22 protein-coding genes are annotated in these 22682 nt (G+C 73.5%); 5 read left to right on the plus strand and 17 right to left on the minus strand.

The window, feature by feature from the left end; all coding sequences use genetic code 11:
• The first annotated feature begins 266 nt into the window (after nt 1–266).
• Both NCC78_RS10110 and NCC78_RS10115 read left to right on the plus strand, forming a co-directional pair.
• The gene (locus tag NCC78_RS10110) at nt 267–893 is read left to right on the plus strand and encodes a methyltransferase domain-containing protein (protein ID WP_250793757.1); all 627 of its coding nucleotides are present in this window, start codon (nt 267–269) and stop codon (nt 891–893) included.
• A 146-nt stretch (nt 894–1039) separates the two neighbouring features.
• A complete protein-coding gene (locus NCC78_RS10115; RefSeq protein ID WP_250793758.1) occupies nt 1040–2146 on the plus strand; it encodes a sulfite oxidase in 1107 nt (368 codons plus the stop codon).
• A 115-nt stretch (nt 2147–2261) separates the two neighbouring features.
• Here the strand turns inward: NCC78_RS10115 and NCC78_RS10120 are convergent, their stop codons facing one another.
• From NCC78_RS10120 to proS, 12 genes are all read right to left on the minus strand, one after another.
• Nucleotides 2262–2585, minus strand: coding sequence for a DUF2469 domain-containing protein (locus tag NCC78_RS10120; protein ID WP_007075222.1), 324 nt, complete (start codon nt 2583–2585; stop codon nt 2262–2264).
• Nucleotides 2582–3394, minus strand: a complete 813-nt coding sequence (locus NCC78_RS10125; protein ID WP_250793759.1) for a ribonuclease HII — start codon at nt 3392–3394, stop codon at nt 2582–2584. Before NCC78_RS10125 ends, NCC78_RS10120 begins: the two co-directional genes overlap by 4 nt.
• The gene (locus tag NCC78_RS10130; protein WP_250793760.1) at nt 3388–3882 is read right to left on the minus strand and encodes an NUDIX hydrolase; all 495 of its coding nucleotides are present in this window, start codon (nt 3880–3882) and stop codon (nt 3388–3390) included. The genes NCC78_RS10125 and NCC78_RS10130 overlap by 7 nt, the downstream gene beginning before the upstream one ends.
• Before the next feature lie 52 nt (nt 3883–3934).
• On the minus strand, nt 3935–4558 hold the full coding sequence (lepB, locus tag NCC78_RS10135; protein ID WP_250793761.1) for a signal peptidase I: 624 nt from the start codon (nt 4556–4558) through the stop codon (nt 3935–3937).
• 9 nt (nt 4559–4567) lie between these two features.
• Complete coding sequence (gene lepB / locus NCC78_RS10140; protein ID WP_250793762.1) at nt 4568–5440, minus strand: signal peptidase I; 873 nt, start codon at nt 5438–5440, stop codon at nt 4568–4570.
• 183 nt (nt 5441–5623) lie between these two features.
• Entirely contained in the window at nt 5624–5980 is a 357-nt protein-coding gene (rplS, locus tag NCC78_RS10145; RefSeq protein ID WP_088946622.1) for a 50S ribosomal protein L19, read from the minus strand.
• Nucleotides 5981–6123: 143 nt separating this feature from the next.
• A complete protein-coding gene (trmD, locus tag NCC78_RS10150) occupies nt 6124–6912 on the minus strand; it encodes a tRNA (guanosine(37)-N1)-methyltransferase TrmD (protein WP_250793763.1) in 789 nt (262 codons plus the stop codon).
• A 20-nt stretch (nt 6913–6932) separates the two neighbouring features.
• Entirely contained in the window at nt 6933–7487 is a 555-nt protein-coding gene (rimM, locus tag NCC78_RS10155) for a ribosome maturation factor RimM (RefSeq protein WP_250793777.1), read from the minus strand.
• A 2-nt stretch (nt 7488–7489) separates the two neighbouring features.
• Nucleotides 7490–7750, minus strand: a complete 261-nt coding sequence (locus tag NCC78_RS10160) for an RNA-binding protein (RefSeq protein ID WP_172862164.1) — start codon at nt 7748–7750, stop codon at nt 7490–7492.
• Nucleotides 7725–8225 (minus strand): 30S ribosomal protein S16, encoded by a 501-nt coding sequence (gene rpsP / locus NCC78_RS10165; protein WP_250793764.1) that lies wholly within the window; start codon nt 8223–8225, stop codon nt 7725–7727. Before rpsP ends, NCC78_RS10160 begins: the two co-directional genes overlap by 26 nt.
• A 246-nt stretch (nt 8226–8471) precedes the next feature.
• A complete protein-coding gene (locus tag NCC78_RS10170; protein WP_250793766.1) occupies nt 8472–9119 on the minus strand; it encodes a ribonuclease FAU-1 family protein in 648 nt (215 codons plus the stop codon).
• 200 nt (nt 9120–9319) lie between these two features.
• A complete protein-coding gene (gene proS, locus NCC78_RS10175; protein ID WP_250793767.1) occupies nt 9320–10726 on the minus strand; it encodes a proline--tRNA ligase in 1407 nt (468 codons plus the stop codon).
• Nucleotides 10727–10795: 69 nt separating this feature from the next.
• Between proS and NCC78_RS10180 the strand changes: the two genes are divergently transcribed.
• Together NCC78_RS10180 and NCC78_RS10185 are read left to right on the plus strand one after the other, a co-directional pair.
• Nucleotides 10796–11362: a hypothetical protein gene (locus NCC78_RS10180; protein ID WP_250793768.1), complete on the plus strand. Its 567-nt coding sequence runs from the start codon at nt 10796–10798 to the stop codon at nt 11360–11362.
• 111 nt (nt 11363–11473) lie between these two features.
• Entirely contained in the window at nt 11474–12064 is a 591-nt protein-coding gene (locus NCC78_RS10185; RefSeq protein WP_250793769.1) for a TetR/AcrR family transcriptional regulator, read from the plus strand.
• Between the two features lie 93 nt (nt 12065–12157).
• Here NCC78_RS10185 and NCC78_RS10190 read toward each other — a convergent pair whose 3' ends face one another.
• Entirely contained in the window at nt 12158–13237 is a 1080-nt protein-coding gene (locus NCC78_RS10190) for an amidohydrolase family protein (protein WP_250793770.1), read from the minus strand.
• Nucleotides 13238–13603: 366 nt separating this feature from the next.
• On the opposite strand from NCC78_RS10190, the gene NCC78_RS10195 reads away from it, so the two are divergent.
• A complete protein-coding gene (locus NCC78_RS10195) occupies nt 13604–17050 on the plus strand; it encodes a S8 family serine peptidase (RefSeq protein ID WP_250793771.1) in 3447 nt (1148 codons plus the stop codon).
• A gap of 75 nt (nt 17051–17125) precedes the next feature.
• Here NCC78_RS10195 and ffh read toward each other — a convergent pair whose 3' ends face one another.
• The 4 genes from ffh to NCC78_RS10215 all read right to left on the minus strand — a co-directional run.
• Nucleotides 17126–18685 (minus strand): signal recognition particle protein, encoded by a 1560-nt coding sequence (gene ffh / locus NCC78_RS10200; protein ID WP_250793772.1) that lies wholly within the window; start codon nt 18683–18685, stop codon nt 17126–17128.
• Between the two features lie 160 nt (nt 18686–18845).
• Nucleotides 18846–19502: a response regulator transcription factor gene (locus NCC78_RS10205; protein WP_250793773.1), complete on the minus strand. Its 657-nt coding sequence runs from the start codon at nt 19500–19502 to the stop codon at nt 18846–18848.
• Nucleotides 19499–20614, minus strand: a complete 1116-nt coding sequence (locus NCC78_RS10210; RefSeq protein ID WP_250793774.1) for a sensor histidine kinase — start codon at nt 20612–20614, stop codon at nt 19499–19501. The genes NCC78_RS10205 and NCC78_RS10210 overlap by 4 nt, the downstream gene beginning before the upstream one ends.
• 818 nt (nt 20615–21432) lie before the next feature.
• Nucleotides 21433–22682 (minus strand): HD domain-containing protein (locus NCC78_RS10215; RefSeq protein WP_250793776.1); only part of this gene is annotated, 1250 nt, incomplete at its 5' end.

The raw sequence follows: 22682 nt of genomic DNA on the forward strand, positions 1-22682 counted from the left end.
CCACTGGCGAGGCCGCCGCGCGCGACCCGGGCGCCGGGCCCGGGGCCCCTGCTGCGGGAGCCGACCCGATGCAGAGCACGGCGGCGCAGAGCACGGCGGCACCGGTACGCGGCGAAGGTCGCATGGGTCGCAGCCTGCTCGTCGGCCCGCCGCACCCCCGGACGCTCTTTTGTGGACGAAGGGGCGTGGACGACCACCGCACGACGAGGTGATCTGCTACGTGCCGGTGCCCCGCCGACCGGTGGCACGGTGCCTAGGCTGGGCCGGTGACGCGAGACTGGTACGCCTGGCACGACGACTACGACGATCCCGAGTCCGCGCTGTCCCGCCGGCTGGCGGAGGTGCGCCGACTGGTCCGGGAGAGCCTCGATGAGGCCCCACCGGGCCGGCTGCGCGTGCTCAGTGTCTGCGCCGGTCAGGGGCTGGACCTGATTCCCGTGCTGGCCGCCCATCCCCGCCGCGACGACGTGACCGCCCGGCTGGTGGAGCTGGATCCCCGCAACGCGCGGGTGGCCCGGTCGGCCGCCCGCGCGGCGGGCCTGGCGTCGGTGGAGGTGGTCGTCGGCGACGCGGCGCGCACCGACGCGTACGCCGGCCTCGCCCCGGCCGACCTGGTGCTGGTGTGCGGGGTGTTCGGCAACATCTCCGAGGCCGACATCCGGGCCACCGTGCGGCACTGCGCGGCGCTGTGCGCGACGGGCGGGACGGTCTGCTGGACTCGGCACCGGCGCAGCCCCGACCTGGTGCCGGCGATCTGCGAGTGGTTCGCCGAGGAGGGCTTCGAGCCGGTGGCGGTGAGCAGCCCCGCCGACGGGGTCGGCGTCGGCCTGCACCGCTTCCTCGGTGCACCCCGGCCGCTGTCGGCCGGCGCGACGATGTTCGAGTTCGTCTGAGGCGGGGCCCCGGCTGGCACGTCGCCCAGTGTGCGGGCGCCGAGCCGCACCCGGCGGCGACGCCGGGCGTGCCCGCCCGGCCGGCCGAGGCCCTAGGCTGGGTCGGGCGTACGGCGGAGCCCCGCCGACGGACCGGGGAGGCCACGATGACCACTGTGGACGACGTCAGCCGGCCGTCCCGGCTGGCCGCGGCGGACGAGGCGATCAGCGTCGAGGAGTTGCAGCTCGCCGCCCGCAACCACGGCATCCCGCTGGAGGCGCTGCGCTACGACGTCACCCCGGCCGGCCTGCACTACCTGCTCATCCACTACGACATCCCGGACCTCGACCCGGCGACCCACGCGCTGACCGTCGACGGCGCGGTGGACCGGCCGCTGACCGTGAGCCTGGCGGAGCTGCGCGAGCGGCCCCGGGTGACCCGGCGGGTGACGCTGGAGTGCGCCGGCAACGGCCGCGCCCTGCTGCGTCCGCGTCCGGTGAGCCAGCCGTGGCTGGTCGAGGCGGTGGGCAACGCGGAGTGGACGGGCACCCCGCTGGCTCCGCTGCTGCGCGAGGCGGGCGTCGCGCCGGACGCGGTGGACGTGGTCTTCACCGGTGCCGACCACGGCATCGAGCGCGGCGTCGAGCAGGACTACCAGCGGGCCCTCCCGGTCACCGACGCCATGCGCGAGGAGGTGCTGCTGGCGTACGAGATGAACGGCGCTCCCCTGCTGCCGCAGCACGGCGCCCCGCTGCGGCTGATCGTGCCCGGCTGGTACGGCATGGCGCACGTCAAGTGGCTGCGCTCGGTCACCGTGCGCACCGAGCCCTTCGACGGCTACCAGAACGCGGTGGCCTACCGGCTGCGTCAGGACGCGGACGACCCCGGGGTGCCGGTGACCCGGATCGAGCCGCGGGCGCTGGTCCGCCCGCCCGGCTTCCCCGATTTCATGTCCCGCACCCGGGTGCTGCGTCCCGGACCGTGCACGGTGGACGGCCGTGCCTGGTCGGGGCACGCCCCGGTGGTGTCGGTCGAGGTGACCACCGACGGCGGGGCCACGTGGGCGCCGGCGGTCCTCGACGAGGCCACCGGTGGCGACTTCGCGTGGCGCGGCTGGCGCCACGAGTGGACGCCGGGGCCGGGGCGGTACGTGCTCGGCGCCCGGGCCACCGACGCCTCGGCCCGGACCCAGCCGGTCGAGCAGCCGTGGAATCGGGGCGGGTTCGCCAACAACCTGATTCAGCGGGTCGCGGTCGTGGTGCTGCCGGAGTGAGCGCGCCGGACCGGCTCGACTCGGCACACCGCCCCGGCGCCGGCTGGTGGGGGGACGCCGACGACGGGCCGTACGCCCGGCGGCGGACCGACCGGGACGGGGAACTACGGGCGGGTCAGCCGCCGAAGCCGGAGTCGGCGGGGAGGGAGATGTCGGGCTTCTCCAACTCCTCGACGTTGACGTCCTTGAACGTCATCACCCGGACGTTCTTCACGAACCGCGCGGGGCGGTACATGTCCCACACCCAGGCGTCGTGCATCTCGACCTCGAAGTAGACCTCGCCGTCGGAGTTGCGGACGTGCAGGTCGACCTGGTTGGCCAGGTAGAAGCGACGCTCGGTCTCCACCACGTAGGAGAACTGGCGGACAATGTCGCGGTACTCCCGGTAGAGCTGCAGCTCCATCTCGGTCTCGTACTTCTCGAGATCTTCCGCGCTCATCGCACTCCGCCTTCCATGACCACATCTTCCCCCACTGGCGCCGGGGGCCGAGGCTGCTCGCCCAACGCCACGCCGACGGTACCCCCTGGCGCGCAAGAGCGCTCCATCGGCTCGTCCAGGCTCGTGCCCACCGGTCGGCGCGACCGGGGCGGGGCGCCGTCCCGGCCGGACACCGCCGCCACGTTGACGTACGAGAAGCGGTGCTCCCGGCACGGCCCGCGCTCCCGCAGCGCGGCGGTGTGTTCCGGGGTGATGTAGCCCTTGTGCTCGGCGAACCCGTAGCCGGGGAACGACCCGTCCAACTCCACCATGATCCGGTCCCGGGTGACCTTGGCCAGCACGCTCGCCGCCGCCACGCAGGCGGCCACCCGGTCACCCTTCCACACCGCCAGCCCCGGCACGTCCAGGCCGTCCACCCCGAAACCGTCGGTCAGCACGTACTCCGGCCGGGTGGTCAGCGAGGCCAGGGCCCGGCGCATCGCGGCCACGTTGCACACGTGCAGGCCCCGGGCGTCAACCTCCTCCGCCGGGATGATCACCACGGCGTACGCCAGGGCGCGGGAGACGACCTCGTCGTGGATCCGCTCGCGGCTGGCCGGGGTGAGCAGCTTCGAGTCGGCCAGCCCGTCGATCTCGCCGCGGCGCCCCTCGGGCAGGATCGCGGCGGCGGCGACCAGCGGGCCGGCACAGGCTCCCCGGCCGGCCTCGTCGGCGCCGGCCACGTGCCGGAAGCCGCGCCGCTGCAACGCGCGTTCCAGCGCGTAGAGCCCACCCTCGCGGCGCACCACCGTGCGCGGCGGGGTCAGCACGGCGCACCGCCGGCCGCGCCGACACCGGCCGCGCCGGCGAGCGCCCGGGTCAGCACCGCGGGCAGGTCCGGCGGGTAGTACCGCTCGTCGGTGGCGGCCAGCTCCGCCACGGCCCACCACCGGTGCCCGGCGACGCTGGAGCGCTCGACCTCGTTGAAGCCGGCGGTGTCGACCTCGTGAGCGGTCACCCGCACCAGGAAGAACTCCTGCTCCTGCCGGTACCACACCCCGTCGAACGGGAACTCGGTCACGTCGGTGTGCACCGGCGCGCCGAACCCCGAGGGCTCCAGCCGCAGGCCGGTCTCCTCGGCGAGCTCCCGCGCGGCGCCCTCGGCGTAGGTTTCCCCCGGGTCGAGGCCACCGCCGGGGGTGAACCACCAGCGTCCGTGCTCGGGGCGGGCCGGGTCGGAGCCGCTGAAGAGCAGCACCCGGCCGGGCGCGTCGACGAGCAGCACGCGCGCCGCGCGCCGAGGGGTGTAGACGGTCACCGCACCAGCCTGCCAGACGATGCCGACAACGCCCACGCCCCTCCGGGTGCGCTCAGGGCCTGGGGATGCCCTCGTACTGCTCCGGCACGCTCAACCAGGTGGCCCGGCCGACCGGCCAGAAGACGGTGAAGGCCCGGCCGACGACCTCGTCCTCGGGGATGGTCGCGGCGGTGATGTCCTGCCCGGACTGCTGCCAGTGCTCCAGCGAGTCGCCCGACGCCTCGCGGTGGTCGCCCATCACCCAGAGCCGCCCCTTCGGGACGGTGATGTCGAACTCCTGGTCGGCGGGCTTGTTGCCGGGGTAGACGTACGGCTCGTCCAGGGATCTGCCGTTGATGACCAGCCGCTCCTGGGCGTCGCAGCAGACCACGTGGTCACCGCCGACGCCGACGACCCGCTTGATGAAGTCCTCGCCGTCGGGGTTGCTGCTCCACTCCAGCGGCGCCTTGAACACGATCACCTCGCCGCGGCGTGGTGACCGGAAGTCGTAGACCAGCTTGTTGACCAGCACCCGATCGTCGATCTGGAGCGTGTTCTCCATGGACGGGGAGGGGATGAAGAAGGTCTGCAGTACGAAGGCGCGCACCAGCACCGCGACCAGGATCGCCACACCCAGCAGGATGGGCAGTTCCTTCCAGAAGGAGCTGCGCGGCTTGTCGGTCTGCTCGTCAATCACGGGAGGAGCCTACGTGGCCCGGCCGGAGGTCACCGTCCGGAACTCGCGAGAACGCAGGAGCGCGGCGGCGAGCGGGAGCATCAGCACGAGCCCGCCCCCCGGCGTCGGCCGGAGCGGGGGTGGAGCGCCGGTGGTCGCGGCCGGCGGGCCCTTGACGTCGTCGAACGTCTCGGGCACCGACAGGGTGTTCCAGCGCGACGACGGCCAGACCACGGTGAAGGCCCGGCCCACGACGTTGTCGATCGGCACCGGCCCCTGGCAGCGGGCGTCCTGCGACACCAGGCGGTGGTCACCCATCACGAAGATCTGCCCGGGCGGGACCACGACCTCCTCGAAGCGCCGGGACCGGCACTCCCGGGGGTTGGGCGGGAGGTCCAGCGGCGAGTCGCGGATGACGTACGGCTCGTCCAGCGGGGTGCCGTTGACCAGCACCCGGCCCTGCGCGTCGCAGCACTTGACCCGGTCGCCGGGCAGGCCGATGACCCGCTTGATGAAGTCCTTCTCGCCGGGGCGGCTGACCCCGACCAGGTCGCCGACGGTTCGGCCGAGCTTGCCGACGAAGTTCGGGTCCGGCGCGTCGTCGACCTGCGGGGCCCACCGGTCGGTGCCCCGGAAGACGACCACCTCGCCGCGCACCGGGTCGCGTACGTCGTAGACGACCTTGTTGACCAGGACCCGGTCGCCGACGAGGAGGGTGTCCTCCATCGAGCCGGAGGGGATGAAGAAGGCCTGGAGCAGGAAGGTGCGGATCAGCACCGCGAGGCAGAACGCGACGACCAGCAGCAGCGGCAACTCCTGCCAGAGTGGCATCTGCCGGCGGTTGGGGCGGGCCCGTCGGCGCCACGGATCGACCGCGCTGCCCTCGTCAAGCGTCTGCACCACGCCACTCCCCGGTCCGCAGAAAGACACTACCGCCCGGGAGCCTCGTCGAGGCCCCCCGGGCGGTAGTGGACGTCTCCCCGCCGTTGCGGCGGTACGTCGCCCCGCTGCGCCCGTACGACCAGGGTAGTGCGGTCCGGCCGGTACGACATGTGCGCAGCTCAGGCGGCGTGGCGAGCGCCGAGGTCAGCTGGGCTGCTTCTCGCGCTTCTCCTTGATCTTGGCCTTCTTGCCGCGCAGCTCACGCAGGTAGTAGAGCTTCGCGCGACGGACGGCACCGCGGGTCACGATCTCGATCCGGTCGATGCCCGGGCCGTTGATCGGGTACGTCCGCTCCACACCCACACCGAAGCTGACCTTGCGGACCGAGAAGGTCTCGCGCAGACCGTCACCCTGGCGGCGGATGACGACGCCCTGGAAGATCTGGACACGGGACCGGTTGCCCTCGACGACCCGGGCGTGCACCTTCACGGTGTCACCGGCGCGGAAGTCAGGAAGGTCGGTCCGCTTCGACTGGGCGTCAAGGGCGTCCAGGATGTTCATCGCTGCGTCCTCGTGATACTCACGGCGCACCGTCAATCGGTGCGCGGATGGGTGATTCTGATCCCCGGGTGGCGGTCGGTCGGGCCGACCCCGGTCGGGGATCCTCGCAACCGGCCGCGGCGCGGCCGGATGCGGCAACCCCTCTACTTTGCCACATCCCCCGGCGGCACCTGAAATCCGGCCCGGTCCAGCGCGGCGACGTCGCGTTTGTCCAGGCTCGCCGGGTCGAGCGCGGCGAGCATGTCCGGCCGGCGCAGCGCGGTACGGCTCAACGCCTCGTCCCGCCGCCAGCGGGCGATCCTGCCGTGGTCGCCGGAGCGGAGCACCTCCGGCACGTCCAGCCCCCGCCAGGTCGCCGGCTTGGTGAACATCGGGGCCTCCAGCAGCCCGTGGGCGTGCGACTCCTCGTCCAGCGAGCCCGCGTTGCCCAGCACGCCGGGCAGCAGCCGGGTGACCGCCTCCAGGATCACCAGCACCGCCACCTCGCCGCCGAAGAGCACGTAATCGCCGAGGGAGACCTCGGTGACCCGCATCCGGGTGGCGGCGTGGTCGAGCACCCGCTGGTCGATGCCCTCGTACCGGCCGCAGGCGAAGAGCAGGTGCGACTCGGCGGCCAGCTCGTGCGCCATCGCCTGGGTGAACGGGACGCCGGCCGGCGAGGGCACCAGCAGCCGGGGCAGCGTCAGGCCGTCCGGGCTCAGCTCGTCGGGGACCAGGGAGTCCAGCGCCTCGCCCCACGGCTCGGGCCGCATGACCATGCCGGGCCCGCCGCCGTAGGGGGTGTCGTCGACCGTGCGGTGCACGTCGTGGGTCCAGGCCCGCAGATCGTGTACGGCCAGCCGCAGCGTGCCGTTGGCCCGGGCCCTGCCGATCAGCGACAGGTCCAGCGGGGCGAAGTACTCCGGGAAGATCGACACGATGTCGACGCGCATGCGGGGGTGCTCCAGCGGTTCTACAGATCGAGCAGACCGGCCGGCGGGTCGACGACGACGCGACCGCCGGCGAGGTCTACCTCGGGGACGATCGCCTTGACGAACGGGATCAACGCGGTGGGCCCCTCGGGGCGGCGCAGCACCAGCAGGTCGGACGAGGGCGCGTGGTCGATCCCAGCCACCTCGCCCAGCCGCTCGCCGGAGGGGGTGACCACGGCCAGCCCGACCAGTTGGTGGTCGTGGAACTCCTCCGGGTCCTCCGGCGGGGCCACGTCGGCGCTGTCCACGGTGAGCAGGGTGCCACGCAGCGCCTCGGCGACGTCGCGTTCCAGGATGCCCTCGAAGGCCACCAGCATCCGCCCCTGGTGCCAGCGGGCGGACTCGATGACCAGTTCCTCGGGGACGCGGAAGGGCACGCCGGGACCGGCCGCCGGGTTGGCCGGGGGCGTCGCCCCCGGCTCGGTCCGTAGGACCGTGCCGGGGGCGAACCGCGCCTCGGGCTCGTCGGTCCGCACCTCCACGGTGACCTCACCGCGGATGCCGTGCGGCTTGCCGATCCTGCCGACGGTGAGCAGCATCAGTACGAGTCGACGATGTCGACGCGTACGCCGCGCCCGCCGATGGAGCCGATCACCTGGCGTAGCGCCTTGGCGGTCCGGCCGGACCGCCCGATCACCGTGCCGAGGTCCTCGGGGTGCACGCGAACTTCCAGCCGCTTGCCCCGACGGGAGTCGACCATCCGGACGCGTACGTCATCGGGGTGGTCGACGATGCCCTTGACCAGGTGCTCCAACGCCGGACGCAGTGGCATGTCAGGCCTGCTCACCGGAGTCGGCAGCAGCGGCCGGGGCCTCGGCCGGAGCCTCGGTCTTCGGAGCCTCGGTCTTCGGCGCCTCGGTCTTCGGCGCCTCGGCCGGGGCCTCGACCTTGGCAGCCTTCTTGGCCGGCTTGGCCGGGGTCTCCGGGGCCAGCCCGGCAGCGGCCTTCGCCTCGGCCTCGTAGGCCGCCTTGCGGTCGGCGCGCTCGGGGGCGACCTTCAGCGGCGGCGGGGCCGGCAGGCCCTTGAACTTCTGCCAGTCACCGGTCAGCTCCAGCAGCCGCTGCACCGCCTCGCTCGGCTGGGCGCCGACGGACAGCCAGTACTGGACCCGCTCCGACTTGACCTCGATCACCGAAGGGTCTTCCTTCGGCTGGTAGACCCCGACGAACTCGATCGCCCGGCCGTCGCGCTTGGTGCGCGAGTCGGCGATGACGATGCGGTACTGCGGGTTGCGGATCTTGCCCATCCGCAGGAGCCGGATCTTTACGGCCACAGTTGTTTCGCTCCTGTTGCAATCTCACCTGCCCGGAAGGGCGGTGCACGGGTGAGCGCCGACCGGCACCAGTGGGGTTGGGCCGGAGACTGCTCGGGTGGACTGGCGACGTGCCCGGGTTAGAGGGCGCCGAACACGCGCCGGATACCAGCGAGCCATTCTGCCAGACCGGAGCCGGATCTCTCACACCGGTAGGGCCCGGGTCACCCGTCGGTCGCCGAAAGTGACCGGAAACACACCATTCGGTCAGCGTACCGGGGGTCGGTCCCAGCCCGGCGGCAGTTGCTCCGCAGCGGTCCACCCGGGCGGCGGGACGAAGTCGCACCAGGTGCCGTCGAACGGGAACTCCCCCGCCTCGGCCTGCGCGATCACCCGCTTGCCCTCGGCGCGGACGGCCCCCTCGTCGGGCACCCAGTAGTGCTCCGGGAAGGCGAGCCGCTCGACGAACTCCTCCTCGTCCTTCCACTCCCAGCTGCGGTCGGGGTGGACGACCACGTCGAGGTCCTGGTCCACCACGTCGACGCCGGCCAGCGCGCCGTCGTCCCAGCGCACCCCGGGCTCCTCCAGGTTGACGTACCAGTTGGCGAAGTGCTCCCGGCTGTCGCGGAACCACCAGACGGAGTGGGCCGCCCCGGTGGGCAGGAACGTCAGCAGCGGCGGCCCGTTCCACCGGCCCACCGCCAGCCGGTACGACGAGGCGATCCACTCGGTGAACGGCATCGCCCGCATGCCGAGCCCCGCCTCGGTGACCTCACCGGCCACCGCGGAGTCGCGGGCGAGCCAGAGCAGCAGACCGCGTTCGTCGTCGCTGACCACCCGGGTCGGGCGGGCCCAGCCGATCCGGCCCCGGCGGACGTTGCGGTGCACGACCAGGCGTCCCGGTTCGAACTTCACGCCCCGACCCTACCGACGACGGCGCCCGCCCCGACGGCCGCCGGCGTCGATCGAGGTGTCCCTCACCCGGGCGCAGGAGCCTCCGATGCGCCACGCCGAGCCGATCACCGTGGGACCCCGACCGGGGTGGCCGGCCGGGCCGGGGACCGCGAAAGCCGGCCCCGCTGGGCGGGACCGGCTTTCTGCGGTACGACGGACGGTCAGTAGGCGCGGGCCAGGATCGCGACCAGGTCGGGCTCGTCCTCCGAGTCGGGCACCGAGCCGTCGGCCCGGAGCAGGCAGCGCACGGTGACGCCCTGGCCGTTCGCCTCGGCCTCACCGGCGACGCCGACCGCCGACCACGGCACCCGGGCCCAGCCGGTGCCGGCCGCCTCGATCGCCTCGGCCAGCGTCGAGACCTCGACGGTGCGGGACTTCCGGTGCGCCAGCGCCTGGTCGTGCAGCGCCTGCTGGTCGGCCTCCAGGGCGGCCAGCACCGCGCCGACCACGTCGGCCACCGGGGTCGGGGACTTGGAGCCGTCCGTACGCCGGACCACGACCGCGTTGCCGGCGGCCAGGTCGCGGGGGCCGACCTCGACGCGTACCGGATAGCCGCGCAGCTCGGCGTCGACGGCCCGGCGGCCGAACGGGGTGTCGGTGCGGTCGTCGAGCGTGACGCGGACGCCGGCGTCGCGCAGCCCGTCGCGCAGCTTGGCCGCCGCCTCCGCCACGCCCTCGCCGTCCTTCACCACCATGACGTACGCCTGGACCGGCGCGATCCGCGGCGGCACCCGCAGGCCGTTGTCGTCACCGTGGCACATGATCAGGCCCCCGAGCATCCGCGTCGAGGTGCCCCAGGAGGTCGTCCAGGCGTGTTCCCGGCCGCCCTCGGCCGAGGAGTAGCTGATGTCGAACGCCTTGGCGAAGTTCTGCCCCAGCTCGTGGCTGGTGCCCAGCTGGAGCGCCTTGCCGTCACCCATCATGCCTTCGCAGGTGTAGGTGGCGGTCGCGCCGGCGAAGCGCTCCCGGGAGGTCTTCAGGCCGACCACCACCGGGATGCCCAGCACGTTGACCATCAGGTCCTCGTACGCCTCGTGCAGGATCCGCCGGGCGTAGGCGCGGGCGTCGTCCCGGGTGGCGTGCGCGGTGTGCCCCTCCTGCCAGAGGAACTCGCTGGTGCGCAGGAAGATCCGCGGGCGCAGCTCCCAGCGGACCACGTTGGCCCACTGGTTCAGCAGCAGCGGCAGGTCCCGGTACGAGTCGATCCACTTGGCCATGAACTCGCCGATGACCGTCTCGCTGGTGGGGCGCACCACCACCGGCTCGGCGAGCTGCTTGCCGCCACCGTGGGTGACCACCGCGAGCTCCGGCGAGAAGCCCTCGACGTGCTCGGCCTCCCGCTTGAGGTAGCTCTCGGGGATGAAGAGCGGGAAGTACGCGTTCTCCGCGCCCGCCGCCTTGATCCGGGCGTCCATCTCGGCCTGCATCCGCTCCCAGATGGCGTAGCCGGCCGGACGGATGACCATGGTCCCCCGGACCGGGCCGTTGTCGGCCAGCTTCGCCTTGGCGATCAGGTCCTGGTACCAGCGGGGGAAATCCTCCGCACGGGGAGTGAGCACGCGTGCCATGACCGCACATCCTATGCGCCGCCCGGCGGGACAGCGCGATCGGGCGCGGCGTGGTTAGCATCTGCGGTCATGTCGCCCCTCGGCTCCTTCTTCGGCCGGTCGTCCCGGCCGGCGCCGCTGCCCTATCCCACGACCTCCCCGGAGGGGCTCGCGGCCCGCTGGGTGCGCTGGGTCGCCGCGCACGGGTCGTTGAAGAACCCGATCCGGGACACCACCGGCGAGCACGCCTCGCACCACCAGCCCGACGACGTCTGGTTCCTGGCCGGCAGCTACGGCGGCAGCGTGGCCCGGCGCTGCGCGGTGCCGGCCGGTCGGCCGCTGTTCTTCCCCGCGTTCAACATGTGGCGGTGGCCCGCGGAGCCCGGCGAGGTGCCGCTGGTCGCCGCCGCCACCGGGCACGCGACGCTCGACGGGACGCCGGTGGCGCTGACGACGATCGGCACGCCCACGCCGTTCGAGGTACGCGGGGTGCTCGGCAACGGCGTCACCTCGCGCCCCGGCGCGACGGCGGTGAGCGTCTGGGGGCTCTGGGTCCGCCTCGACCCGCCGGGCCCCGGCGCCCACGAGCTGACCTTCGGCGGCACCGACGGCGGACGCTTCTGGGTGGAGGCGCAGTACCGGATCGTGGTCGGCTGAGCCACCGGCGCGGGGCCTCGTGGTCGCTGAGCCGCCGGCGGGCGGCCTCGTGGTCGGCTGAGCCGCCGGCGCGCGGCCGACGTGTCCCGCCGACCGTAGACTTCGACCACCATGGGTGAGTCGAGGGACGCGATGCGGCTGCGGGACACCATCGTCGACGCCGCGCGGACGTTGACCGTCGCGGCCGGCTGGGACAGCGTCCGGATGGGTGCCGTCGCGACCGCCGCCGGGGTCAGCCGGCAGACCGTCTACAACGAGTTCGGCAGCAAGGCGGGGCTGGCCGAGGCGCTGGCCCGGCGGGAGGTCGACCGGTTCGTCTCCGACGTGCGGACGACCCTGCGCGAGCACCGCGACGACGTCCGGGCCGGCGCGTACGCGGCCATTTCGCACACCCTCACCGAGGCGGCCGGCAACCCGCTGATCAAGGCGATCCTGACCAGCGCCCGGGGCGGCTCCGACGAGCTGCTGCCCTACCTCACGACCCGTTCGGAGCTGGTGCTGGCCGAGTCGACCGGCGCGCTGCTGGAGTGGGCCGACACCGTCGTGCCGGACGCCGATCCCGCGGCGCTGGCCTTCGCCGCCGACTCGATCGTCCGGCTGGTGGTCAGCCACATCGTCCTGCCCCGGTCCCCGGTCGACCAGACCGCCACCGCCCTCGCCGACCTGGCCCTCCACCTCTTCCTCCACGCCGCCACCCGCTGAGAGGTCCCCGCCGCCCGGCGATCTGCGACCCGACCCACCCGCCCGTGCCTGGCCCCGCGGCCCGCCACGCCACGGGGCGCGGCGCGGCACGGGTCAGCGGATGACGTGGCCGCGCAGGACGATTCGGGTGGGGGTACGGACGGCGCGCAGGTCGGCACGCGGGTCCTCGGCGTAGACGGTCAGGTCCGCCAGGCCGCCCTCGACCAGGCCAGGGAAGCCGAGCCACTCCCGGGCCCGCCAGGAGGCGGCGGCGAGGACGTCAACCGTGGACATGCCGGCCTGCTCGTGGAGCAGGAGCATCTCCTCCGCGGCCAGGCCGTGGTCGATGCCGCCGCCCGCGTCCGTGCCCACGTAGATCGGCACACCCGCCTCGTACGCGGCCCGCACCACCTCGGGGAAGCGGTCCCGCAGGGCGAGCATGTGCTCGGCGTACCCGGGGAACCTGGCGCGCGCCTGCTCGGCGATCCCGCCGAAGGTCCGGATGTTGATCATCGTGGGGATCAGGGCGGTGCCCCGCCGGGCCATCTCGTCGACCAGGTCCAGGCTGAGGCCCGTGCCGTGCTCCACGGAGTCCACCCCGGCGCGCACCATGATCTCGACGGCCGACTCGGAGAAGGTGTGCACCGCGGCGCGTACCCCGGCGGCGTGCGCCGCCCGCACTGCGGCGGCCATCGTGTCGGCGTCCCAGGCCGGGGCGAGGTCGCCGACGCCCCGGTCGATCCAGTCGCCGACCAGCTTGACCCAGCCGTTGCCGGCCCGCGCCTGCTCGGCCACGGCGGTGGCGACCTCCGCCGCGCCGACCTCCACGCCGATGTCGCGCAGGTAGCGCTTCGGCGGCGCGATGTGCCGGCCCGCGCGGGCCAGCCGCGGCAGGTCCTCGGCGTCGTCGAGTTCCGGGTACGGGTACGGCGAGCCGGCGTCCCGGATCGCGAGGACCCCGGCGTCCCGGTCGGTGCGGGCCAGCTCGCGGGCCTGGTCGAGCGAGGTGATCGGGGCGCCGCCCCGGGCGATGCCGATGTGGCAGTGCGCGTCGATCAGGCCGGGCAGGACGAACCCGCCGTCGGCGATCGTCTCCGCGCCGGGCACCGGATCGAAGGTCACCCGGTCGCCGATTAGCCACAGGTCACGGACCTCGTCGTCGGGCAGCACCACGCCACGTACGTGCCAGGCCATTCGTCCTCCGTCTCAGCAGGCAGGGCGGTCCACCGGCCATTGTCCCCGGCTCGCGCCGGAGGGGGCCGCCCGGCACCCGCCGATGGTCGCGTGACCGAATGACCACCGAGAGGCACGAAACGGTCGATTGACAAATTCCTTTATTTACACATGTCTTGATGGCGAGATCCTTCAACGCCAGGATGCACCGAAAGTCCCCGCACCCCGGGACTTTCGGCCAGCTCGCCTCACCATAAGGAGTGTCGAGACGTGTCCAGACGACGATGGCGTATGACAGTGGTCGGCCTTGCGGTCGGCCTTACGATCCCGATCGGCGCCGGCGGCTCGTCCGCTGCCGCCACCCCCGGACAGGCCGAGGCGAAAGCCGTGGCCGCGAAGACCGACCAGAAGGTCACCGACCGCCTCGCCAGGGCCGGCAAGACGACGTTCTGGGTCTTCCTCGACAGCACGGCCGACCTCTCCGGGGCGGCCAAGCTCACCCGGAAGGTGGACAAGGCCGGCCATGTCCTGCGGGCCAAAACCGCACACGCCGACCGCACCCAGGCCGGACTCCGGGCGCTGCTGGCCCGTAGCGGTGCCGACTTCACCCCGTTCTGGCTGGCCAACACGATCAAGGTGACCGGCGACGCCGACCTGCTCGGCGACATCGCCGTACGCTCCGAGGTTTCCCAGATCCTCGCCGACGACCCGGTGAGCATCCCCGAACCGCTGCCCGGCGACACCGTTCCCGCCCTCGACGGCGTCGAGTGGAACATCGACCGGATCAACGCCCCACGGGTGTGGAACGAGTTCGGCGTCCGGGGCGAGGGCATCGTCGTCGCCAACATCGACAGCGGGGTCAACCACACCCACCCGGCCGTGGCCGCGAGCTACCGGGGCCGGCTGGCCGACGGCAGCTACGACCACAACTACAGCTGGTTCGACCCGGCGGGCGTCTGCGGGACCGCCGCCCCCTGCGACAACAACGACCACGGCACGCACACCATGGGCACCATGGTCGGCCTGGACGGCGCCAACGTCATCGGAGTCGCCCCGAGCACGAGGTGGATCGCCGCCAAGGGCTGCGAGTCCAGCTCCTGCTCCCGTACCTCGCTGATGGCCGCCGGCCAGTGGATGATCGCGCCGACCGACCTGACCGGCGCGAACCCCCGCCCCGACCTGGCCCCGGACGTGGTCAACAACTCCTGGGGCTCGGCCGCCTACGACCCCTGGTACACCGAGACCGTGTCGTCCTGGGTCGCCGCCGGCATCTTCCCGGCGTTCTCCAATGGCAACAACGGGCCGAACTGCAACACCGCCGGCACCCCCGGCGAGTACACGGTCAGCTACAGCTCCGGCGCGTTCGACGTCAACAACGCCATCGCGAGCTTCTCCAGCCGGGGACCCGGCGAGAACGGCGACATCAAGCCGAACATCGCCGCGCCCGGTGCCAACGTCCGCTCCTCCACCCGGACCGGTTACGGGTCGTTCAGCGGCACCTCCATGGCCTCCCCGCACACCGCCGCCACGGTGGCACTGATGTGGTCGGCCGCTCCCGCCCTCCAGGGGGACATCGCCGCGACCCGGAACATCCTCGATGACGCCGCCATCGACGTGGACGCCACGACGTGCGGCGGCACCGTGGATGACAACAACGTCTTCGGCGAGGGCCGGCTCGACGCGTACGCGGCGGTGAACGCCTCGCCCCGCGGCGCCCTCGGCGCGCTGGGCGGTCAGGTCACCTCGGGCGGCACCGCGCTGGCCGGCGCCACCGTCACGGTCACCGGCCCGATGACCCGTACCGCCGCGACCGGCACCGACGGCTCGTACGCCTTCGACCGGCTGATGGTCGGCGACTACACCGTCTCGGTCAGCAAGTTCGGCTACCTCACCGCCTCGGCCTCGGTCATCGTGGCCGAGAACCAGACCGTGGACCGGGACATCACCGTCGAGCAGGCCCCGTCGGCCACGCTCAGCGGCACCGTCACCACCTCGGCCGGGCCGGCGGGCGGCGCGACGGTCACCGTCCTGAACACCCCGCTCACCGCCACCGCGGACGACCAGGGTCGCTACTCCGTCACCGTGCCGCGGGGCGCGTACGACGTCCGGTTCGCGCACACCTACCGCTGCTCGGACGCGGTCACCCGGCCGGCCACCGTCAACGAGGACACCGTCCTGGACGTCACATTGCCCGACCGGGTTGACGCCTTCGGGTACGCCTGCGGAGCCGCCGGTGGTTCCTTCGTCAACGGCACGGAGCTGATGCCGCTGACCGGGGATGACCGAGCCGTCACCGTCGCGCTGCCCTTCCGGGTCCCGCTCTACGGCAAGTCGTACCGCAACGCCTGGGTGAGCACGAACGGCGTCCTCGGCTTCGGCACCTCGTCGACCAGCCGGGCCAACACCGCTGTCCCGAACACCCTCAATCCCGACCTCGCCCTCTTCCCGTTCTGGGATGACCTCTACGTCGAGGCCGACTCGGGTGTCTACACGGGCGTCACCGGCGCCAAGCCGCACCGTGCGTTCGTGGTGGAGTGGCGCAACGTCTCCGTGTTCAGCGACCGCACGACTCGGCTGACCTTCAGCGCGGCGATCGGCGAGGACGGCTCGATCACCTACCGGTACAAGGACGTCGATGGAACCGGCCCGGAGACCGGCGTCGGTGCCACGATCGGGCTGGAGAACGTCGACGGCACCGTCGGGTTCGAATACTCGTACAACAGCGCCTCGGTCGCCGACGGCACCGCGATCGCGTTCCGCACCACCCGTAACGGTGTGCTCTCCGGTGTGGTCACCGACGCCAACGACGGGCAGCCTGTGGTGGGCGCGGTGGTGACGGCCCAGATCGGCGACGCGACCGTCACGGAGACCACGGACAGCGACGGCACGTACCTGGTCCAAGCCCCGGCCGGCGCCGTCGGGCTCAGCGTGGCGCAGCCGTACTACGAGACGGCGACGGCGGCGGTCACACTGGCCGCCGGCGGCGCCGACGTACGGTCGGCGGCGCTGCGGACCGCCCGGGTCGGCACCCCGGTCAGCGACCTGGCGGTCGTCGCCCCTGCCGACCAGGCCCGTACCCGGGCGATCGCCCTGACCAACACCGGGACGCTCGGCAGCGATGTCACCGTCACGGAACTCGACGCCGACGGTACGGCGGGGGACATCGGCTGGCTCACCCTCACCGGCGTCACGGCCACCCTGGCCCCCGGTGGCCGGCACACCGTGGGCGTGGCGATCGACAGCACCGGGCTGGCTCCGGGGACCTACCACCGGGCCAGCGTCCGGATCGCTTCTGCCAGCGGCCGGAAACCGGTCATCGTCGTCCCGGTCACGCTGGTGGTGCCGAGCTACGCGCTGGCGATCAACGCTGGGGCGGGCTCGTCCCGTACCGACGTCGAGGGGCAGAGCTGGTCCCCGGACCAGCCCTGGGCCGCCGGGGGCGCGGGGTGGCTGGGCAATTCAAGCCGGCAGTCGACCACGACCCCGATCACCGGTACGAACGACCCGGCCCGCTTCGCAGACCTGCGTGAGGGGATGTACGAGTACCGCGTTGACGGGCTGGCCGACGGTCACTACACCGTCGAGCTGGACTTCGCCGAGGTACGCCGGCAGTCCCCGGACAAGCGCGTCTTCGACGTGCTGCTCGAAGGCCAGGAGGTGCTGCCGTCGCTCGACGTGGCCGGTGAGGTCGGCAGCTTCGCCGCGCTGACCAGGACGTACACGGTCCAGGTGACGGACGGTCAGCTCAATGTGCGGTTCGTGACCCACAAGGGTCAGGGCATGCCGATCGTCAACGCGCTGCGGGTGACCAACCGGCCGGACCTGGTGTCCTGACCGTACCCGTCGAGGACGGGGCCCGGCCGTTCGCGGCCGGGCCCCGTTGTCCTACATCCAGAAGGGGGTGGCGCGTCAGCGCGGGCGGCCGTCGCCCCCCTTGCCGAGCTTGTTGAAGTCGATCTTCGGGAGCTTGAAGCCCGGGGGCAGGCCCTGGCCGGCGGCGAGGTCGTTCGGGTCCATGCCCGGCGGGAGCTGCGGCATGCCGCCCGGGAAGCCGCCCGGCATCCCGGCGCCCGCCCCGGTACGCGGCCGACCGCCGCCCTTGGTGCCCTTGCGCTTGTTCTTCGGCGACTTGGTCGCCTTGCGCCGGCCGCCACCGGGCAGGCCCATCATGCCGCCCATCTGCTTCATCATCTTCTGCGCGTCGGCGAAGCGGTTGAGCAGCTGGTTGACGTCCATCACGGCGACGCCGGAGCCGTTGGCGATCCGCGCTCGGCGGGACCCGTTGATGATCTTCGGGTTGGTCCGCTCCGCCGGGGTCATCGACCGGATGATCGCGGTGACCCGGTCGAAGTGCTTGTCGTCCAGCTCGCCGAGCTGGTCCTTCATCTGCCCCATGCCGGGCATCATGGCCAGCACGTTGGCGATCGGGCCCATCCGGCGGACCGCGATGAGCTGGTCGAGGAAGTCCTCCAGGGTGAACTGCTCACCGCCCATCAGCTTGGCGGTCATCTTCTCCTTCTGATCGGTGTCGAAGGCCTGCTCGGCCTGCTCGATCAGAGTGAGGACGTCGCCCATGCCGAGGATCCGGCTGGCCATCCGGTCGGGGTGGAAGACGTCGAAGTCCTCCAGCTTCTCGCCGGTGGAGGCGAAGAGGATCGGCTGCCCGGTGACCTCGCGGACGGAGAGCGCGGCGCCACCGCGGGCGTCGCCGTCGAGCTTGGCGAGGACCACGCCGGTGATGCCGACGCCGTCGCGGAACGCCTCGGCGGTGCGCACCGCGTCCTGACCGACCATCGCGTCGATGACGAAGATGACCTCGTCGGGGTCGACGGCGTCGCGGATGTCGGCGGCCTGCTGCATCATCTCGGCGTCGATGCCGAGCCGGCCGGCGGTGTCGACGATGACGATGTCCCGGGCGGCGCGCCGGGCGTGCTCGATCGAGGCGCGCGCGACCTGCACCGGGTCGCCGGTGCCGTTGCCGGGCTCCGGGGCGTACACCTCGACGCCGGCGCGGCCACCGAGCACCTGGAGCTGCCCGACGGCGTTGGGGCGCTGGAGGTCGGCGGCGACCAGCAGCGGCTGGTGGCCCTGGGCCTTGAGCCAGCGGGCGAGCTTGCCGGCGAGGGTCGTCTTACCGGAACCCTGGAGGCCGGCCAGCATGATCACCGTCGGCGGCTGCTTGGCGAACTGGAGCCGGCGTCCCTCGCCGCCCAGGACGTTGACCAGCTCGTCGTTGACGATCTTGATGATCTGCTGGGCCGGGTTGAGCGCCTGGGAGACCTCGGCGCCGCGGGCCCGCTCCTTGACGTTGGCGATGAAGCCCTTGACGACCGGCAGCGCGACGTCCGCCTCCAGCAACGCGAGGCGGATCTCGCGCGCCGTGGCGTCGATGTCGGCGTCGGTGAGCCGACCCTTGCCGCGGAGCTTGGTGAAGATCCCGGACAGGCGGTCACTCAAGGTGTCAAACACGCGAACATCCCGTTTGTCAGTGTTCCGGCGGGCACAACGCGGCCGGGCGAACGTGTCCGGCCACCGCTAGGGTAGCCGCCCCGCCGCACGGCCGCTCCTGCCCGGGCACAGCCCGGCGGCCGCCGCGCGACGCCCGGTCCGCGCCGGGCCCCCGGCACCGTCATCCCGCCACGAGCCCCGACTGGTACGCGAAGACGACCAGTTGCGCCCGGTCCCGCGCGCCGAGCTTCCCCATCGCCCGGCTGACGTGGGTCCGCGCGGTGGCCGGGCTCACCACCAGCCGGTCGGCGATCTCGGCGTTGCTCAGCCCCTCGCCGACCAGTCCCACCACCTCCCGCTCCCGCTCGGTGAGGGTGTCCAGCCGGGGATGCGGGCGGGGCACCCGGGCCGGCCGGGTGGCGAACTCGCGGACCACCCGCCGGGTCACCGACGGCGAGAGCAGCGCCTCCCCCTCGGCGACGAGGCGGACCGCCCGCAGCAGCTCCGCCGGCCGGGTGTCCTTGGTCAGGAAGCCGCTCGCCCCGTGGCGCAGCGCGTCGAAGACGTACTCGTCGAGCTCGAAGGTGGTCAGCACGATCACCCGGGTGCCGGTCAGTTCCGGGTCGGCGACGATCCGCCGGGTCGCCTCGATGCCGTCGATCCCGGGCATCCGGACGTCCATCAGCACCACGTCGGGGCGGACCTGCCGGGCCAGCTCCACCGCCTGCAGCCCGTCGGCGGCCTCGCCGACCAGGGTGAGGTCGTCCTCGCTCTCCACCAGGGCGCGCAGCCCGATCCGGACCAGGTCCTGGTCGTCGGCGACCACCACCCGGATCACGACGCCGGCTCCACCGGCAACCGGGCGGTCACCCGCCACCCGCCGTCCGGGCGGGCCCCGGTGTGCAGGGTGCCGCCGAGCGCGGTGACCCGCTCCCGCATCCCGGACAGACCGTGGCCGGTCCCCCCGTCGCCGCCCCTGCCCCGGTCCAGCACCTCGACGGTCACCGCCTCGGTGGCGTAGTCGATCGTCGCCTCCGCCCCGGCCACCCCGGCGTGGCGCAGCACGTTGGTCAGCGCCTCCTGCACCACCCGGTACGCGGCCAGGTCCACCGCCGCGGGCAGCTCGCGGGGTTGCCCGGTGACCCGCAGCGTGACGGCGAGCCCGGCCTCGGCCAGCCGGCGCCGCAGCGCCTCCAGCCGGGCCAGCCCCGGCATCGGCTCCCGGTCGGCGCCCCGGCGTACCGCGCCGAGGGTGATCCGCAGCTCGTCGAGGGCCTCCCGGCTGGTCCGGCTGATCGCCGTCAACGCGACCTCGGCCTGTTCCGGGCGCTTCGGCAGCAGGTGCAGGGCGATCTCGGCCTGCATGCTGATCGCGGCCAGCCCGTGCCCCACCACGTCGTGCACCTCCTGCGCGATGCGCAACCGCTCCTCGTCGGCCTGCCGCCGGGTCTGGGCCGCGCGGTCCCGGGCGACGGTCTCCCGGTTGGCGCGCACGGCCACCCCCACTGCGAACGGTACGACGACCCACGCCGAGGCGGGCAGTACCCCGAACCAGCCCGGCGCCGGCCCCCGGGACCAGAAGGTGTGCACCAGCAGGACGACCAGCGCCGCCCCGACCGCGACACCCGCCCCGCGCACCGGCAGCCGGACGGCGACCGTGTAGACGGCGATCAAAAAGGCCAGCAGCACCGGCCCGTAGGGATAGCCGGCCACCAGGTACGCCGACGTCGCCACGGTAACCACCGCGAGGGTGACCACCGGCGCTCGGCGGCGGCCGGCCAGCGCCAGCGCCGCCACCACGACCAGGGCCCGGGCCGCGCCGTCCACCGGCACGGAGCCGGGCTGGTTCTCGCCGGCCAGCGGGGTCGCGATCAGCCCGAACGCCAGCAGCACGAGTCCGAGTGCCGCGTCCGCGCCCGTCTCCCGCAGCCCCGATCGCATGGCGGTCATTCTGCCGCCTCCGGCCGCCGCCCGACGTCGGCCGCCGGGCGACCTCCGCGCTACGTCGCACGGCGTAGACCGGCCGAGCAGCCGGCCCTGACAGTCGCCCGACCGGAACCGCAGAACGCCCGGAGGTGGACCGCGGTCTGCTCGCCACCGTCGTCGCGATGGGGCAGTAGGAGAGCGGGCAGCGGCACGGCCCCGGCCAGCCGGACAGCCCGCCAGCCGAGCGGCGGGCTACCCGGCCATCCGGCCATCCGGCCACCGGGCCACCGGGCCACCGGGCCACCGGGCAGCCTGCCCGCCAGCGGCCGGGCTTGGCTGTTTGGTGTCCTTTGCTCTGCTGCCACCCACGCACCAGTGACTCACCGTCACCTGAGCGCCGATCACCGCATCGGCATCTTCCCTGCTCAGGGCGGTGTCGCCTATGTGGCAGCAGAGCAAAGGGGTGGCACACCTGGGTCCAACCGCCGAGCGATGACGACGGTCAGTAACCGTCAGTGACGGCCCTCACGGACGCCGGTCGACCCGGGCCGTTAACGCATCCCGCCGGGTCACGCCGGGTCACGCTCCGCCAAGCCGCGCCACGCCAGGCCACCCCAGCCGCATCCCGCCAAGCCGCCGGCCGCCCCCGGCCCCATCCCGCCAAGCCGGCGCCCCGGCTGCCCCAGTTGCCCCAGCCGTCCCGGCTGCCCCAGTTGCCCCAGCCGTCCCGGCTGCCGCAGTTGCCCCAGTTGCCCCTGCCGCCAACCCTGCCCCAGCAGCCAGTCGGCCAGCTCTTTCCGCCGGCCGGTGTCCCGCCGGAACGGGCCGTCGGCGCGAGGATTTCAGACGGCCGCCAGCACCGCCGCCTCCAGCCGGGCCCGGGTGGCGTCGTCGGGCCAGCCGCCCACGAGGTAGAAGGCGTCGACCACGTCGCCGCCGAGGGTGCTGATGCGGGCCGCCCGGACCTGGGCGTCGGCCTCGTCGAGGGCGCAGGTGACCCGGTAGAGCAGGCCGGCGGCGTCGGCGGCGCGCAGTTCCAGCAGCACCGCGTCGGTGGCCGCCTCCCGGTGCCAGACCACCCGGGGCGCCGCCCCCGCGCCACGGGCGGCGAGGGCCCGCCCGCGCAGCCGCTGGATCACCGAGACGTCCCCGGCGACCGCCCGGCGCAGGTCGCTGCCGAGCGCGATCGGCTCCGGCGGCAGGCCGTAGCGGGGCTGCACCCGGAACTGGACCAGGGCACGGCCGTCCACGGTGGTGGCGTCGGCGGAGAGCACCTCCAGCCGGTGCAGCGCCAGGCACCCGGCCACCGTCGCGAGCAGGCCGCGCCGGTCCGCCGCGGCCACCGCCACCCGGTCCGGGGTCAGGTGTACGACCGGCAACGGCCCCGCCACCAGCGCCGGGTCCGGGGCGGGCGGGGCGGGCAGCGCGCCGGTGTCCAGCGCGGTACGGACGCGGGCGACGAGTTCGGCGACGAGTCGCCCCTTCCAGTCCGACCAGGCGGCCGGGCCGGTGGCGGCGGCGTCGGCCCGGACCAGGGCGTGCAGCAGGTCGAGGGTGGCCACGTCGCCGACCGCGCCGGCCACGCCCGAGATGGTGACCGGGTCGGCGAGGTCCCGCCGGGTGGCCACGTCGGGCAGGAGCAGGTGCAGCCGGACCAGCGCGCCGATCAGCGCCGCCTCCGGGTCGGGCAGGCCGATCCGGGCGGCCACCGCCTCGGCGAGCGGGGCGCCGACGGTGCTGTGGTCGCCGGGGAGCCCCTTGCCGATGTCGTGCAGGAACGCGCCGACCAGCAGCAGGTCGGGCCGATCCACCTCCCGGGTGTACCGGCTGGCCTCGTACGCGGTCTGCACCAGGTGCCGGTCGAGGGTGAACCGGTGCACCGGGTTGTGCTGGGGCAGGCTGCGCAGCCGGGTCCACTCGGGCAGCCAGCCCTCGATCAGCCCGTACCGGTCGCAGGTCTCCCAGGCGGGCACCAGGCCGGGACCGGCGCCGAGCAGGGTGATCAGCGCGGCCCGGGCCTCCGCCGGCCACGGCGCCGGCAGCGGCGGGCAGTACGCGGCCAGCCACTCGCAGGTGGCCCGGGCGATGGGCA

The sequence above is a fragment of the Micromonospora phytophila genome (assembly GCF_023656545.1).
Lineage (GTDB): Bacteria > Actinomycetota > Actinomycetes > Mycobacteriales > Micromonosporaceae > Micromonospora > Micromonospora phytophila.

Bases quoted from the DNA above. Each gene is read 5' to 3' on its own strand.
- NCC78_RS10115 (WP_250793758.1), top strand. From the start codon at position 1,040: ATGACCACTGTGGACGACGTCAGCCGGCCGTCCCGGCTGGCCGCGGCG.
- NCC78_RS10210 (WP_250793774.1), bottom strand. From the start codon at position 20,614: ATGACCGCCATGCGATCGGGGCTGCGGGAGACGGGCGCGGACGCGGCA.
- NCC78_RS10180 (WP_250793768.1), top strand. From the start codon at position 10,796: ATGTCGCCCCTCGGCTCCTTCTTCGGCCGGTCGTCCCGGCCGGCGCCG.
- rplS (WP_088946622.1), bottom strand. From the start codon at position 5,980: ATGAACATCCTGGACGCCCTTGACGCCCAGTCGAAGCGGACCGACCTT.
- trmD (WP_250793763.1), bottom strand. From the start codon at position 6,912: ATGCGCGTCGACATCGTGTCGATCTTCCCGGAGTACTTCGCCCCGCTG.
- proS (WP_250793767.1), bottom strand. From the start codon at position 10,726: ATGGCACGCGTGCTCACTCCCCGTGCGGAGGATTTCCCCCGCTGGTAC.
- NCC78_RS10190 (WP_250793770.1), bottom strand. From the start codon at position 13,237: ATGGCCTGGCACGTACGTGGCGTGGTGCTGCCCGACGACGAGGTCCGT.
- NCC78_RS10185 (WP_250793769.1), top strand. From the start codon at position 11,474: ATGGGTGAGTCGAGGGACGCGATGCGGCTGCGGGACACCATCGTCGAC.
- NCC78_RS10120 (WP_007075222.1), bottom strand. From the start codon at position 2,585: ATGAGCGCGGAAGATCTCGAGAAGTACGAGACCGAGATGGAGCTGCAG.